The organism is Umezawaea beigongshangensis, from assembly GCF_016464305.1.
Classification (GTDB): domain Bacteria; phylum Actinomycetota; class Actinomycetes; order Mycobacteriales; family Pseudonocardiaceae; genus Umezawaea_A; species Umezawaea_A beigongshangensis.
In genome coordinates, this window is sequence record NZ_JAEIOJ010000002.1 from 306,267 (window position 1) to 320,305 (window position 14,039).

General features: G+C 73.5%; 14 protein-coding genes. 7 read left to right on the plus strand and 7 right to left on the minus strand.

The features are described from left to right. Nucleotides 1-207 precede the first annotated feature (207 nt). Nucleotides 208-975, minus strand: a complete 768-nt coding sequence (locus tag IMZ35_RS05990) for an AfsR/SARP family transcriptional regulator (protein ID WP_199439909.1) — start codon at nucleotides 973-975, stop codon at nucleotides 208-210. A gap of 197 nt (nucleotides 976-1,172) precedes the next feature. On the opposite strand from IMZ35_RS05990, the gene IMZ35_RS05995 reads away from it, so the two are divergent. Beyond that, the gene (locus IMZ35_RS05995) at nucleotides 1,173-2,039 is read left to right on the plus strand and encodes a manganese catalase (protein WP_199439910.1); all 867 of its coding nucleotides are present in this window, start codon (nucleotides 1,173-1,175) and stop codon (nucleotides 2,037-2,039) included. A gap of 23 nt (nucleotides 2,040-2,062) precedes the next feature. Beyond that, nucleotides 2,063-3,304, plus strand: a complete 1,242-nt coding sequence (locus tag IMZ35_RS06000) for an Nramp family divalent metal transporter (protein WP_199439911.1) — start codon at nucleotides 2,063-2,065, stop codon at nucleotides 3,302-3,304. Between the two features lie 959 nt (nucleotides 3,305-4,263). Here IMZ35_RS06000 and IMZ35_RS06005 read toward each other — a convergent pair. The 6 genes from IMZ35_RS06005 to IMZ35_RS06030 all read right to left on the minus strand — a co-directional run bounded on the left by IMZ35_RS06005 (nucleotide 4,264) and on the right by IMZ35_RS06030 (nucleotide 8,015). Then, entirely contained in the window at nucleotides 4,264-5,211 is a 948-nt protein-coding gene (locus IMZ35_RS06005; protein WP_199439912.1) for a sensor histidine kinase, read from the minus strand. Continuing rightward, entirely contained in the window at nucleotides 5,208-5,390 is a 183-nt protein-coding gene (locus IMZ35_RS06010) for a hypothetical protein (RefSeq protein ID WP_199439913.1), read from the minus strand. Before IMZ35_RS06010 ends, IMZ35_RS06005 begins: the two co-directional genes overlap by 4 nt. A 164-nt stretch (nucleotides 5,391-5,554) precedes the next feature. Beyond that, nucleotides 5,555-5,887, minus strand: coding sequence for a hypothetical protein (locus IMZ35_RS06015; protein WP_199439914.1), 333 nt, complete (start codon nucleotides 5,885-5,887; stop codon nucleotides 5,555-5,557). 36 nt (nucleotides 5,888-5,923) lie between these two features. Then, nucleotides 5,924-6,787 (minus strand): SAM-dependent methyltransferase, encoded by an 864-nt coding sequence (locus tag IMZ35_RS06020; RefSeq protein WP_199439915.1) that lies wholly within the window; start codon nucleotides 6,785-6,787, stop codon nucleotides 5,924-5,926. A 61-nt stretch (nucleotides 6,788-6,848) separates the two neighbouring features. Continuing rightward, nucleotides 6,849-7,706 (minus strand): helix-turn-helix domain-containing protein, encoded by an 858-nt coding sequence (locus tag IMZ35_RS06025; protein ID WP_199439916.1) that lies wholly within the window; start codon nucleotides 7,704-7,706, stop codon nucleotides 6,849-6,851. Between the two features lie 78 nt (nucleotides 7,707-7,784). Further along, on the minus strand, nucleotides 7,785-8,015 hold the full coding sequence (locus IMZ35_RS06030) for a DUF397 domain-containing protein (RefSeq protein WP_199439917.1): 231 nt from the start codon (nucleotides 8,013-8,015) through the stop codon (nucleotides 7,785-7,787). A gap of 146 nt (nucleotides 8,016-8,161) precedes the next feature. Here IMZ35_RS06030 and IMZ35_RS06035 point away from each other — a divergent pair, with 146 nt between their 5' ends. The 5 genes from IMZ35_RS06035 to IMZ35_RS06055 all read left to right on the plus strand — a co-directional run bounded on the left by IMZ35_RS06035 (nucleotide 8,162) and on the right by IMZ35_RS06055 (nucleotide 14,036). Beyond that, nucleotides 8,162-9,004 carry an MEDS domain-containing protein gene (locus IMZ35_RS06035; protein ID WP_307867796.1) on the plus strand — a complete coding sequence of 281 codons (843 nt, stop codon included), beginning with the start codon at nucleotides 8,162-8,164 and terminating at the stop codon, nucleotides 9,002-9,004. Next, nucleotides 9,001-9,960, plus strand: coding sequence for a sensor histidine kinase (locus IMZ35_RS06040; RefSeq protein WP_199439918.1), 960 nt, complete (start codon nucleotides 9,001-9,003; stop codon nucleotides 9,958-9,960). Before IMZ35_RS06035 ends, IMZ35_RS06040 begins: the two co-directional genes overlap by 4 nt. Before the next feature lie 60 nt (nucleotides 9,961-10,020). Next, entirely contained in the window at nucleotides 10,021-11,262 is a 1,242-nt protein-coding gene (gene ilvA, locus IMZ35_RS06045) for a threonine ammonia-lyase IlvA (RefSeq protein ID WP_199439919.1), read from the plus strand. 253 nt (nucleotides 11,263-11,515) lie between these two features. Further along, nucleotides 11,516-12,781 carry an extracellular catalytic domain type 1 short-chain-length polyhydroxyalkanoate depolymerase gene (locus tag IMZ35_RS06050; protein WP_199439920.1) on the plus strand — a complete coding sequence of 422 codons (1,266 nt, stop codon included), beginning with the start codon at nucleotides 11,516-11,518 and terminating at the stop codon, nucleotides 12,779-12,781. Nucleotides 12,782-12,971: 190 nt separating this feature from the next. After that, nucleotides 12,972-14,036, plus strand: a complete 1,065-nt coding sequence (locus tag IMZ35_RS06055) for an alpha/beta hydrolase (RefSeq protein ID WP_307867797.1) — start codon at nucleotides 12,972-12,974, stop codon at nucleotides 14,034-14,036. Nucleotides 14,037-14,039: the final 3 nt, after the last annotated feature.

The following is a 14,039-nucleotide window of genomic DNA, read 5'->3' on the forward strand; positions in this document are numbered from 1 at the left end:
TCGAACGTGCGGCCGCTGGTTGCCGTCCCTCGGGCGGTTCGACGGCGGAACGTGCTCCGCCCTCTTCACAGTCCACCCCCTCCACCACCGTTCTGCACGACGAGACGCACTCGGGCTCCGTCGCACGCGTGTGACGAAGGTCGTTTCCCGCTGTCTCCCCGGCGCACTCGCTCGCGGTGGTGAACGACAGCGGAGGGCACCACCTCCTCATCCGATCGGCAGTGACGGAACGGAACCGGGCGTACGAGCGTGCGGCACGTGTCCGCTGCTCAGGGGCGCGACGAGGTCGTGGAACGCCCGCGACGGGCCGACCCCCAGCTCCGCGCGCAGCATGCGGTCGAACATGCGGTACTGCCGCAGCGCCTCGGCCACGTTGCCCTCGGCCAGGTGCAGCGCCACGAGTTCGCGGTGAGCGCTCTCCCGCAGCGGTTCGGTCGTCACGGCCGCGATGCCCGCCTGCAACGCGCGGTGGAACCTGCCGCGCTCGCGGTGGTGGGCGCACAGGGCGTCCAGGGCGTGCAGCCGCACCTGCCTGAACCACTCGCGCTGTCCGTCCAGCCACTCGTCGGTCCAGTCGGGCAGCAGGTCGTGCTGGAGCACGGACACGTCCAGCGGCGCCTCCGCGGAGTCGCTCTCGTCGGAGCACAGCGTGCGCACCTCTCGCTCGATGGTGTGCACGTCGACCTCCACCGACGGGTGCAGTGCGATGTCCGTCGGTCCCGCCACGAGCAGGCCGGTGGGGCACAGCCTGGCCAGCCGCCACAGCGTGGAGCGCAGGCTCGCGGACGCGCGGCGCTCCGGGGCGTCCGGCCACAGCGCGGCGGAGAGCGCGGTGCGGCTGGCCGGGCGGCTGCGCAGGCCGAGGAACGCCAGGAGTCGTTGTCCGTTCGGCGGGATCAGCGGATCTTCCGGTCCGACGACCAGCCGGAACCCGCCCACGAGAGCCAGTTGCGCGCAGGGACGAGCAGTTGTCATGCCGGACCGCCTCGAATCGTGGACGTCGTCTTGCTGGCCCTGGCTTCCCCGTCACGCGCGCCTCATTCCTTGAAGTGACAACTTCTCCCGTCCGAGTGGTGACGCGGCGGTGACGCGAGTGGTGACGCGCAGGACGACGGCGCCGTGACGACGCCCGTTCACGATCGGGTCCGACGTCCCGACACCAGGAGGACCAGATGTACTTCCACACCAGCCGCCTGCAGTTCGAGGCGAAGCCGTCCGCGCCGGACCCGGTGTACGCCCGCAAGCTCCAGGAGCTCATCGGCGGCGCGTTCGGCGAGATGACCGTGACGATGCAGTACCTGTTCCAGGGCTGGAACTGCCGCGTCGAGGGCAAGTACAAGGACATGATCATGGACGTGGCGACCGAGGAGATCGGCCACGTCGAGATGCTCGCCACGATGGTGGCCCGTCTGCTGGAGGGCGCTCCGGCCGAGACGACCGCCGACGCGGTCGACGGCGACCCCGTCCTCGCCGCGGTGCTCGGCGGCATGGACCCGCAGCAGGCCATCGTCGCCGGTGGCGGCGCGATGCCGCAGGACAGCAACGGCTATCCGTGGAACGGCCGGTACATCGTCGCGAGCGGCAACCTGCTGGCGGACTTCCGCGCCAACGTGGCGGCCGAGGCGCAGGGCAGGCTCCAGACGGCCCGGCTCTACAACATGACCGACGACCCCGGCGTGAAGGACATGCTGAAGTTCAACCTCGCCAGGGACACCTATCACCAGAACCTGTGGCTGGCGGCGATCGAGGAGCTCCAGGCCGACGGGCTGGAGGGTCAGCTGGCGCCGGGCGCCCTGTTCGACGAGGAGCACAGCGAGCACGCCGGCACGTTGTGGCACCTGTCCGACGGCCCCGCCGCGGGCGAGGGCCGCTGGGCCAACGGCGTGGGCCCGGACGGGCACACCGAGCTGTCGTTCCTGGAGCGGCCGCAGCCGTTGGGCGACAAGGCGACCGCGCCGAAGCCCGACCCGCTGCTCTACGGCACCAGCCCGGTGAACATCGGCCTCATCGAGCGCGCGATCAACAAGCTCGTTCCCTGAGCGGAAGAGGGGACTCGTCTCGCATGGCGCACTCAACGGCGCTCCGCACGGGGCCCGCGACCAGCCGGTCGCGGGCCCGTGCCCTGCTCACCTTCGCCGGTCCCGGCTGCGTCGTCGCCGTCGCCTACGTCGATCCGGGCAACTTCGCGACGAACACGACCGGCGGTTCCCGCTACGGTTTCCTGCTGCTGTGGGTGATCGTGGCGGCGAACGTCGTGGCGATGTTCGTGCAGTACCTGTCCGCGAAGCTGGGCCTGGCCACGGGCAAGGACCTGGCGACGCTGTGCCGGGAGGAGACCAGCACGCCGGTGCGCGTCGTGCTGTGGGCGCAGGCCGAACTGGTGGCCGTCGCGACCGACCTCGCCGAGTTCGTCGGCGGGGCGGTCGCCCTCCACCTGCTGTTCGGGGTGCCGGTGCTGCCGGCCGCGATCATCACCGGCGTCGTCTCGTTCGTGATCCTGGCCATCAGCCCGTCCGGGCGGCGGCGCTTCGAGACCGTCATCGGCACGCTGCTGCTGGTGATCCTGGTCGGCTTCCTCTACCAGGTGCTGCGGGCCGGACCGACCGCCGACGTGGCGAGCGGCCTCGTGCCGCGGTTCGCGGGCACCGACAGCGTGCTGCTCGCGACCGGCATCCTCGGCGCCACGGTCATGCCGCACGTGATCTACCTGCACTCGGCGCTGAGCAGCAGGCACAGCCGCGCCCTCGACCCCGCCGCCGCGCTGCGCGGGACCAGGGTCGACCTGATCTCCTCGCTGGGCGTCGCCGGGCTGATCAACGCGTCGATGCTGATCGTCGCGGCCCTGGTGTTCCACCCCTTCGGCGGGGCGGGCGGCGACACCCTGGAGGGCGTGCACGCCGGGCTCGGCGCGGCCATCGGCACCGGCGCCGCGCTGGCGTTCGCGCTGGCCCTGCTCGCCTCGGGAGTCGCCTCGGCCAGCGTGGGCACCTACGCCGGTCAGGTGATCATGGCCGGGTTCCTGAACGTGCGGATACCGCTGGCGCTGCGGAGACTGCTCACGATGCTGCCCGCGCTCGCGGTTCTCGCCCTCGGGATCGACCCGACCAGGGCCCTGGTGCTCAGCCAGGTGGTGCTCTCCTTCGGCATCCCCTTCGCGCTGGTGCCGCTGGTCCTGCTCACCCGCCGGGCCGATCTGATGGGCGCGCTGGTCAACCGGCGGGTCACGACGTGGCTGGCCGGCGTCGTGGCCGCCGCGATCATCGGGCTCAACGCCTTCCTCCTCGTCTCGACCTTCGGCGGATGACCGCCGTGGAGGAACGACCGCGGCCGGGCTACGTGCTCTCGCTGTGCTGGAACGACGACGTCGAACTGCTCCCGCTGACCGCCTACCTGCGCGGGCTGTCCGCCCGCTGCGACGTGGTCGTCGTGGACGGGTCGCCCGAACCGCTGTTCCAGCGGCACGCGTGCGACTGGGAGCGTCTGGTGATCCACCTGCGCCCCGACCTGACGCCGCACGGGGGCGACGGCACGGTGACCGGCGTGCTCACCGGGTTGCGGGCGACCGACCGCGAACGGGTCGTCCTCGCGGACGACGACGTGCGGTACGACGAGGAGACGCTGGAGCGCGTGGTCGCCCTGCTCGACACCGCGGACGTGGTGCTGCCGCGGAACGTCTTCGCCGCTCCCCTGCCCTGGCACGCGCGCTGGGACACCGCGCGCACGCTGATCGACCGAGCTCTCTCCGGCGACCACCGCGGCACGGTGGCGGTGCGCCGCGCCGCCGTCCTGGACGGTGGCGGCCACCGGGGCGACGTGCTGTTCGAGATCCCGGAGCTGGTCCGCACCGTGCGGGCGCGCGGCGGCCGGGTGGTGCGCGCCGACGACCTCGTGGTGCCGCGGCTGCCGCCGTCGACGAGGCGGTTCCTCGACCAGCGGGTCCACCAGGACCGCGACAGCCCCGCGCGTCCCGGCCGCCTGGCCGCCGAACTGGCCGTCCTGCCGGTGCTGGTCGCGGCCGCCCGGCGCGGTGCGTTCGCACGCGCGGCGGCCGGTCTCGCCCTGGCCTCCTGCGCGCTGGCCGAGGCGGGGCGCAGGAGGCACGGCGGCCGGGACGCGTTCCCCGCGTCCAGCGTCGCCCTCGCGCCCTGCTGGCTGGCCGAACGGGCGCTCTGCTCGTGGCTCGCGGTCGGCCTGCGCGTGCTGCGCGGGGGCGTCGCGCCCTGCGGTGGCGGGCTCAGCGCCGCGGCCCGCCCGCCGAGCGCCTCAGCCCAGCAGCAGGCGCACCGAGAAGCCGTCGGCGACGTGCTCGAAGTCGACCCGGTCGCAGACCTGCCTGGCGGCGAAGAGGCCCGTGCCGACGTGGACGGCACCGTCGTCGTTCCCCGGCAGGTAGCCGGCGAACGGGTCGTCGAACCCCGCCCCGCGATCGGTGACGGTGCAGACGAGACGCCCGGCGGCGGCCCAGAGGCGCACGCCGACCGGTGACCTCCCGTGCAGCAGGGCGTTCGTCGCGACCTCGTTGATCGCGAGGACGAACTCCTGCACCTGGTGCACCGGCATGGCGCACCCCGCCAGCGCCGCGCGCCGCACCGCGCCGCGCAGCTCTCCCAGGTCGCGCAGGTCGGCGACGTCCAGCACGGGCGGGCCGGACTCGATCGGGTCCGGCCCGCCCGACGCGGTGCGGCGCAGGAACTCGGCCGGGTCGAGGTGGTCGGGGTTGGCCGTGCGCGTCGAGCCGGTGCGCAGGTGCCGGTGGGTGAGCGCGGCGGCGACGAGCACCGGTTCCGGCACCCGCAGCCGGTCGTAGGTGCACACGATCCACATCGGGTACGGGCCGAGGGCGTGCTCCAGCACCGCGTCGAAGCGGCTCCACTCCATCCACTCCGCCGGTGTGCCGCCGTGGTCCAGCTGCACGACGACCCGCACCCGCGACACCCCGGCACGCGCGTAGCGCTCCATCACGTGCTGGTAGTTCGCGACGGCGCCCGCCGGCCGCTCGTAGACGTCCGACGGCGCCAGCAGGTGCAGCCGGTCGTGCCGCGGGAGCGCGTCGACCAGCAGATCCCCGCACCGCTTCCCGCAGACCACGACGGCGGTCTCCCCCGCCTCCAGCCCGTCGAGCAGGAACGGCGCGGTCGCCGCCAGCAGCTCCTCGTCGTCGCGGTGGAAGACGCCGTCGTGCGCGCCGGGCCGGTCCCCGCCCCCGGTCATCCGCCGCCGTCCAGCTCTCCGTCACCGGACGGGTGGCCCAGGCCGGACGTCCGCAGCGCGCGCGGCGCAGGACGGCGCGGGAGGAGGCGCTCACGGCGCTCGTCCTCGTTCGCGTGCGACAGCACCGGACGACCGTCCCCCACCGACCCGGTGAGACCGGTCCACCGGTCAACCGCCACGATCTCCTCCTCGAACACGGTCGGCGGAGACTCCGGGTCCGCGCGTCACCGCGAACCCGAGCCTCTCCCGCGCTGGAGGGCGGACCGGTCCGCGCGGGCCGCAGTCGCACGATCGTAGTGCCACGGCGAGCACCTCCACGGGCCGGTCGGCCAGCTCCACGACGTCACCGGCTCCACCGGGGACGCGGCCGACGCGGATGAGCACGAGACCGGACCTCGTCGTGGACCTCCCCGACGACCTCTTCGAGCAGGTCCTCCAGCGGGTGCGCGGCGCTGAGGCGGCGCAGCGCGTCGGAGACCCGCGGCGAGTCGGGGAACGTCTCGACGGGCCGGGCGACCTCGTCGGGGGTCTCGTCGTCGCCGAGCAGGTCGCGCGGGGGCGACTCCGCCGTCCTGTGCTCCCACGACGGCATCACCGCGTCGCCGCCCGACTCCGCGCTGGCCGCTTCGCGGCCCTGCTGCTCCAGGCGCTCCGCGCCCACCCCCCGTGCCGCCACCGCCCCTGCCGGTAGCCGGGGCGACGGCGGCGCGGTCTACGGCTTGCGGCCCACACCCGCCCAGACGACGGACTCGTTCGGCGTGGCGAACTCGACGACGGGGGCCGACGGACTGGTCTCCTCCGGGTGCCACAGGGTCGTCCACGTGGCGCCGGGGTCGATCAGCTCGAAGTCGCCGAACAGCTCGCCGATCTCGCCGTGCGAGCGCCACACGACCGGGCTGCTGGACGTGTCGTACATCCGCTTCAGGTCCACGAGCTTGCCCGCGACCTCGTCCGGCACGCCCTCGTCGGTGATGTGGGAGAGCGCCAGGTAGGAGCCGGACGGCAGCAGCTCCCGGTAGCGCGCCAGCGCGCGGGGGCCGACGTCCACGCCGTCGGCGTCGGGCTGCTGGACGTGCAGCACCGCGATCAGCAGCAGCGCGATCGGCTCGTCCAGGTCGATCACGCCGGTGCGCACGACCTCCTGCCACAGCCGGTCGGGGTTGCGCAGGTCGGCGTTGATCGCCGCGTGCCTGGCCGGGTCGCCGTGCTGCTCCAGCAGGACCTTGGAGTGGGCGACGGCCACCGGTTCGTTGTCGATGTAGACCACGCGCGAGTCGGGGGCGAGGTCGTCGGCGACCTGGTGGGTGTGGCCCATCGTGGGCACGCCGGAACCGACGTCGACGAACTGCCGCACGCCGAGCTTCACCAGGTGGCGCACCGCGCGGTGCAGGAACAGCCGGTTGGCGACGGCGATGGGGCGCAGCAGCGGGAAGACCGACAGCACCTTCTCGCCGAAGGCCCGGTCGATCGCCCAGTTCGCCGTCCCCCCCAGGTAGAAGTCGTAGACCCTGGCCACGCTCGGGTGGTCGAGGTCGACCCCCGCCGGGGGGAACGGGTCCTGCTCCGCGTCGTCCACGCTGGTCGTCCTCTCCTCACCGGACCCCGCTGGCCCGGCACGTCGGTGTGCGGTGTCGCCGTCAGAACCGGAGCTGGGAGCGGAACCGCTCCGCCAGCTCGCGCAGGAACTCCACGCTCTCGCGCCGCTCCAGCACCGCGCCGCGGAGCTGGTCCCACGCGTCGACGAACGCCTCGAACTGCTCCTCGCCCCGCACGTAGTCGCCACCGGCGACGTGCTCGACGTAGACGAGGTTGTCGGTGATGTCCGCGAAGCGCATGACCGTGAAGTCGTTGGGCACGAACGGAAGGCGCGCGCTGAACGGCAGCACGTGGATGAAGGTCCGCGGGAACTGCGCGTCCAGTTCGATCAGGTGCTGCACCTGGTCCAGGGCGACGGCGGGGCTGGGACCGCCCGGCATGCGGTGGAACGCCGCCTCACCGAGGATGAAGCGGTAGCACGGGGGTCGCGGGAGGGTGAAGACCTCCTTGCGCGCCAACCGGTTGCGCACGTGCGGCGTCACGTCCGTGGTGCCGGCCTCGACGAACTGCTTGAGCATGTAGTGCTCGGACTGGAGCGGGCCGGGAATGCGTTCGCCGTGCCAGCTCAGGATCTCCGCCGCCGTCGGCTCCAGTCCGGTGAACTCGCGGAACCACGCCGGGACGGCCGCACGGTGCCCCGCCCACTCCCCGCGCCGGTCCCCGGCACGGGCGAGTCGCGCCATCGTGGCGGCCTCCGCGTCGGCGACGCGCAGGACCTTCACGACGAGGTCCAGATCGGCCTGCTTCACCGACACCGCGCCGGACTCGATCTTGTTGATCTTGCCCTGGCCGCAGCCCAGGTGGTCGGCGAGCGCCTGCTGGGTCATCCCGGCGGCCGCTCTGGCCCGGCGGACCCTCTCACCCAGCTGGCGGCGCAACGAGGTGACCGTGTCGGACAACAGATCTCCAAGGTCTTCGCACGGGAGAACCAACCGGTGACCCACTGTAGCCGGGTGGGCAAGTCGCCGGCGGAGACCTCAGCGGTCGTAGCGACCCGACCGCGCCGTCTCCAGGAAGGCGCGCCACTCGTCGTCGTCGAACAGCAGCACGGGAGAGGAGGGCAGCTTGCCGTCGCGCAGTCCGACCACGCCGTCGACCGCGAGGTTCACCTCCACGCAGTTGCCACCGTTCGGGCCGCACCGCTGCGGCGCCTCCCAGGACTCGGCCGGCAGGAGCCCGGTGGCGTCCGACGGGTCGTACTCCCTCATCGTCACTCCGTTCGAACGGCGCATCACCCCACGTCTCGATTAATCCTCCTCCTCGGGGAAGCGCAGCGCAATCGAGTTGACGCGCTGCGTGACCACCCGCCGCACAGCGGCCGTACCGCGCACCCCGAGCGCGTAGGCTCGCGCTCGTGCGACTGACGGGCACGACCACGAGCGCTCGGGGGTTCGGGCCTCGCGACCACCTGTGCTGGGCCTACACCGACCCCGGCGACATGCGCGTGCGCATGCGCGAGTTCCTCGCGGACGGCCTGGAGCTGGGCCAGCGGGTCTCCTGGATCGCCTCCGGCCCCCTGGAGGACCTGGTCGACGACCTGCGCGGCGTCCCGATGTTCGACCGGGCCCTGGACAGCGGCGCGGCGTCCGTCAGCTCGATCGACGACTCCTACCCCTTCGGCACCGTGGTCGACCCGCCCGGCCAGGTGGGGGTCTACGCGGAGGCGACCGCGGACGCGGTGGCGGCGGGCTTCACCGGCCTGCGGGTCGTCGCGGAGGCGACACCGCTGGTGCGCACGTCCGCGCAGCGCGAGGCGTTCCTGCGCTACGAGCACCTCGTCGACCGCTACATGACCGGGCACCCCTTCGCCGCGATGTGCGCCTACGACCGCGTCGAGCTGGGCGACGACGTGGTGACCGCGCTCGCCTGCATGCACCCGAACTCGAACCAGGGGCTCACACCGTTCCGCGTCCACGCCTCCGACGACGGGACGACGGCGTTCGCCGGCGACCTGGACGGCCCGGTCCGCGACGCCTTCGCGCGGACGCTGGACCTGGCCGATCCCGCCGTCGCGGACGGCGAGCTGCTCATCGACGGAACCGACCTGAACTTCGTGGACCACCGCAACCTGCTGATCCTCGCCGACCACGCCGCCCGGCGGGGCGCGACGGCCGTGCTGCGCACCCGTGCCGTCGGCGCCGCGCGCCTGCTGGAGGTCCTCGGCCTGAGCAACGTGCGCGTGGAGGTGCCGGCGTGACGCCGGGTGCCGCCGGTCACCGCGGGTACTTCCACGAGGCCGCGTTCTACGGCTCCGACGGCGAGTTCCTCGCACTCGTGGTGCCGTTCCTGGAGGACGGCCTGCGCGCGGGAGAGCCGACGCTGACCGCGTTCGGCGCGAAGAACACCGCTCTCGTGCGAGCCGCGCTCGGCGAGCGCTGCGGCGCGGAGTTCCTCGACGGGGACGTGCACTACTCGCGTCCGGCCAGCGCCATCAGGCGGTACCGCGAGGCGGTGGCGGGCCACCTGGCCGGTGGGGCGACGCAGATCAGGATCGTGGGCGACGTCCCCCACCCCGGACTGGGTCTGCCGTGGGAGTGGTGGGCGCGCTACGAGGCCGCCACCAACCACGCCTTCGAGGACTTCCCGCTGTGGGGCCTGTGCCCCTACGACACCCGGACCGCGCCGCCGCGGGTGCTGGCCGACGTCGCCCGCACCCACCCGGTGCTGACCACGGCCGGGGGCGAGCACGCCGAGAACCCCGACTTCGAGGAACCCGCCCGCTTCCTCGGCGCCCGCTCCCCCGTGTTCGGCGACCCGCTCCAGCGCACGCCTCCGGCGATCGACCTGATCGATCCGACACCGGCGGAGGCCCGGCGTGCCGTGCTCGACGCCACCCGCGGCAGCGCGGTGGACGCCGCCGAGATCGACCACCTCGTGGTGGTGACCAGCGAAGCCGTCACCAACGCCCTGTGCCACGGCCGTCCGCCGCTGCGCCTGCGGCTGTGGAGCGGTGAGCAGCGGGCCGTGGTGACCGTGTCGGACCTCGGGAGCGGTCCGACCGACCCGTTCGCCGGGCTGCTGCCGCCGACGGACCCCGCCAGCGGCGGCATCGGCCTGTGGATGGCGCACCAGCTGTGCAGCGACGTGACCCTGCACCGCGAACCGGAGGGGTTCACGATCCGGCTGGTGGTCGGCGTGGCGCACGCCGCCTGACCGGTGTCTCGTCACGTGCCCCGTCCGCCGGGGTCGCGGGGCTCGGAGGATGATGGCGGCATGTCGTTCGCCGATGACGTCGCCGCCGCCGCGAAGCGGCTGGAGGGCGTCGCCCTGACCACCCCGCTCCAGTTCAACCAGCGGTTGTCCGACGCCACCGGCGCCAGGGTGTGGCTCAAGCGCGAGGACCTCCAGATCGGCCGCTCCTACAAGCTGCGCGGCGCCTACAACCTGATCTCCCAGCTCGGCGGCGCGGAGCGCGCGGCGGGCGCCGTGTGCGCCAGCGCGGGCAACCACGGTCAGGGCGTCGCACACGCGTGCCGCGCGCTGGGCGTGCGCGGCCGGGTGCACGTGCCGAGCACGACACCGCGGCAGAAGCGCGAGCGCATCGCCGCCCTCGGCGGGGAGTTCGTGGAGCTCGTGGTCGACGGCGACACCTACGACGACGCGGCGGCGCTGGCCGCCGAGCACGCGGCGCGCACCGGGGCGACGGTCGTGCCCGCGTTCGACGACCCGCGCACCATCGCCGGGCAGGGCACCGTGGGGCTGGAGGTGCTGGCGCAGCTGGGCACCCGCCCCGACGTGCTCGTGGTCCCCGTCGGCGGCGGTGGCCTGCTCGCCGGTGTCGGCACCTGGTTCGCCCAGCAGCACCCCGGCACGCGTCTCGTCGGCGTGGAACCGGCCGGGGCGGCGAGCACGACGGCCGCGCTGCACGCGGGCGCTCCGGTCGTGCTGGACGAGGTGGACACCTTCGTGGACGGCGCCGCGGTGCGCCGGGCCGGTGACGCGAGCTTCCCGATGGTCCGCGACAGCGGAGCCGAGCTGACGACCGTGGCGGAGGGGCAGGTCTGCACCGAGATGCTGGACCTCTACCAGGTCGACGGCATCATCGCCGAGCCCGCCGGCGCGCTGGCCTCGGCCGCCCTCGCGCACGACGTGGCGGTGGAGCCGGGGTCGACCGTGGTGTGCCTGCTCTCCGGTGGCAACAACGACGTGAGCCGCTACGCCGAGGTCGTGGAGCGGTCGCTGGTGCACCGAGGTCTGAAGCACTACTTCCTGGTGGAGTTCCCGCAGGAGCCGGGCGCGCTGCGCCGGTTCCTCGACGACGTGCTCGGCCCGGACGACGACATCGTCCTGTTCGAGTACGTCAAGCGCGACAACCGGGAGACCGGGGCCGCGCTGTGCGGCGTGGAGATCGGCCGCCGCGAGGACTACGAACCGCTGTGGGCGCGGATGAAGGCGAGCCCGCTGAAGATCCAGCACGTGGCCCCCGGCACGACGGCCTACCGCTTCCTGGTCTGACGCGAGCCGAGCGTCGGCGCCGAAAGGTTCGACGGCTGGACACCACCTCTGAGTTCACGGGGCGTCGACCCGCCCGCGTGACGCTGCCACGTGCCGTCTCAGCAGGGGTTTTTGGCACTGCATCTATCGGAGCATTATCCGAAACAGTGTTGTTCGCTCGTGCTTGCGGAGTCACAATCGAGCGGCATCGCCGATGGCCGCCGCTGCCCTCCGGTCGGCGTGCTCACCCAGTCGCACAGCGGAGGAGTCAACGATGAGAACAGCGGTGAAGATCGTCGCGAGCGTGGTGTCCCTGCTCGCCGCGCTCCTGGTCGCCGTCGCCGCGCCACCCGCCTCGGCCGCCTCCCTCACCGAGGTCACGAACTTCGGCGCGAACCCGTCGAACCTGCGGATGCACCTGTACGTCCCCGCGTCGGCCCCCGCGAAGCCCGCGATCGTCGTCGCGGTGCACTACTGCACGGGCTCCGGCCCCGCCTTCTACTCCGGCAGCGAGTTCGCCTCCCTCGCCGACCGGTACGGCTTCGTGGTGATCTACCCGTCCGCCACCCGCAGCGGCAACTGCTTCGACGTGTCCTCCGCCGCCGCGCTGCGGCACGACGGCGGCAGCGATCCGGTGGGCATCGTCTCGATGGTGCGCCACGTCCAGCAGCGCCACGGGGGCGACCCGGACCGCGTCTACGTCACCGGCGTCTCCTCCGGCGCGATGACGACCAACGTGCTGCTGGGCGCTTACCCGGACGTGTTCAAGGCGGGCGCGGCGTTCTCCGGCGTGCCGTTCGGCTGCTTCGCCACCACCGACGGGTCCGGCTGGAACAGCGCGTGCGCCAACGGCACCGTCCTCAGGTCACCGGCGGAGTGGGGCGACCTCGTGCGGGCCGCGTACCCCGGCTACAGCGGCCCGCGCCCGCGGATGCAGCTGTGGCACGGCACCGGGGACAGCACGCTGCGGTACCCGAACCTCGGCGAGGAGATCGACCAGTGGACGAACGTCCTCGGGGTCTCCCGGACGCCGGTGTCCACCGACCGTCCCCGGTCGAACTGGGTGCGCACGCGCTACGGCGACTCCTCCGGCCGCGTCGCGGTCGAGGCGTACGAGCTCCAGGGCGTCGGCCACGACCTGCTGTCGAACGGCATGGCCGCGCTCGCGGTGGAGTTCTTCGGCCTCACCGGCGGCCAGCAGCCCACCACGCCAGCACCGGGTGGTCCGTGCCGCGTGACCTGGAGGACCACGGCCTGGAACACCGGGCACACCTCCGCCATCACCATCGCGAACACCGGCTCGGCACCGGTCGACGGGTGGTCGCTCGGGTTCACGCTGCCGGGCGGGCAGACGATCGCCTCGGGCTGGAACGCGACCTACTCGCCGTCCAGCGGAGCGGTCACCGCGACCGACGTCGGTCACAACGGGCGGATCGCGCCGAACGAGTCGGTCGAGATCGGCCTGCAGGCGACGCACACCGGCGACACCGCGAAGCCGACGTCGTTCACCCTCAACGGGTCGGCCTGCACGACCGCCTGAGCACGCCGCGCCCCGCGCCGGCCGAGGGGATCGGCGCGGGGACGTGCCCGAAGAGGCAGACGTGGGGGACGATCTCGCGCGCTCGCGCCAGCACCGGCGCGTGTGGCCGCGCGATCGGGCGCGGCGCTGGTAGGCATGGCTCCGGGCGTCGCCGCCCGCTCCCCCTCCCCCGATCCTCCAGGAGATCGCCGTGTCCGCCGCCGTGCAGGAACTCCTGCTGCGCACCGCCGCACGTGCCGCGACCGGCCTGCTCCGTCTCCCCGATCCGCTGCTGCGCGCCGTCACCGGTGCGCCGATGGCCGTGGAGGGGCACGAACTGGGCGCCACGGCCCAGGCGCTGCTGCGCGCCGAGGCCCTCGTCCCGCGCCGGAAACCGGACCGGACGCCCGATCCGGCGGTGGCACGCCGGGACTACGACGTGGTGGCCACGGCGCTGTCGGCGGGCGTCGGCCGGTCGGTGCGCACGCGCGACACGACCGTGAGCGGGGCGGCGGGACCGCTGCGGGCGCGGTGCTACGAACCGCAGGACGCACCGGAGCGCGGCCCGGCGCTGGTGTTCTTCCACGGCGGCGGCTTCGTCGTGGGCAGCGTGGACAGCGTCGACGGGGTGTGCCGCTACCTCGCCGAGGAGGCGGGCGTGCGGGTGATCTCGGTGGACTACCGGCTCGCGCCGGAGCACCCCTACCCGGCGGCGGCGGACGACGCGGAGGCCGCGTTCCGGCACGTGGTGGACAACGCGGCGGACTTCGGCACCACCCCGGACGCGGTGGCGGTGGGCGGCGACAGCGCCGGGGCGACCCTCGCGGCGGTCGTCGCCCACGCCGGTGCCCGGACCGGGCGAGCGCTGCCGGCGTTCTCGCTCCTGCTGTACCCCGCGACGGAGGCCGCGGGCACGCACCGCTCGCGCGGGCTGTTCCGCCGCGGGTACTTCATCGACCAGGAAGTCCTGGACTGGTACCGCGTCCAGTACGTTTCGGACGAGGCGCTCTACGACGATCCCAGGGTGTCGGTGCTGCGGGAGACCGCCCTGGACGGCCTGCCGCCGACGCACGTGGTGACGGCGGCGTTCGACCCGTTGCGCGACGAGGGCGAGGCCTACGCCGAACTGCTGCGCGGGGCCGGGGTCCCGGTGACGCACGTGCGGCACGGCGAGCTGCTGCACGGGTTCGCGAGCTTCCTGGCGGTGGACCCGCACGCGCGGCGCGCGGTGCGCCGGGCCGCGCACGTGCTGCGCGCGGCGGTCTCCGCCCGCTGACAC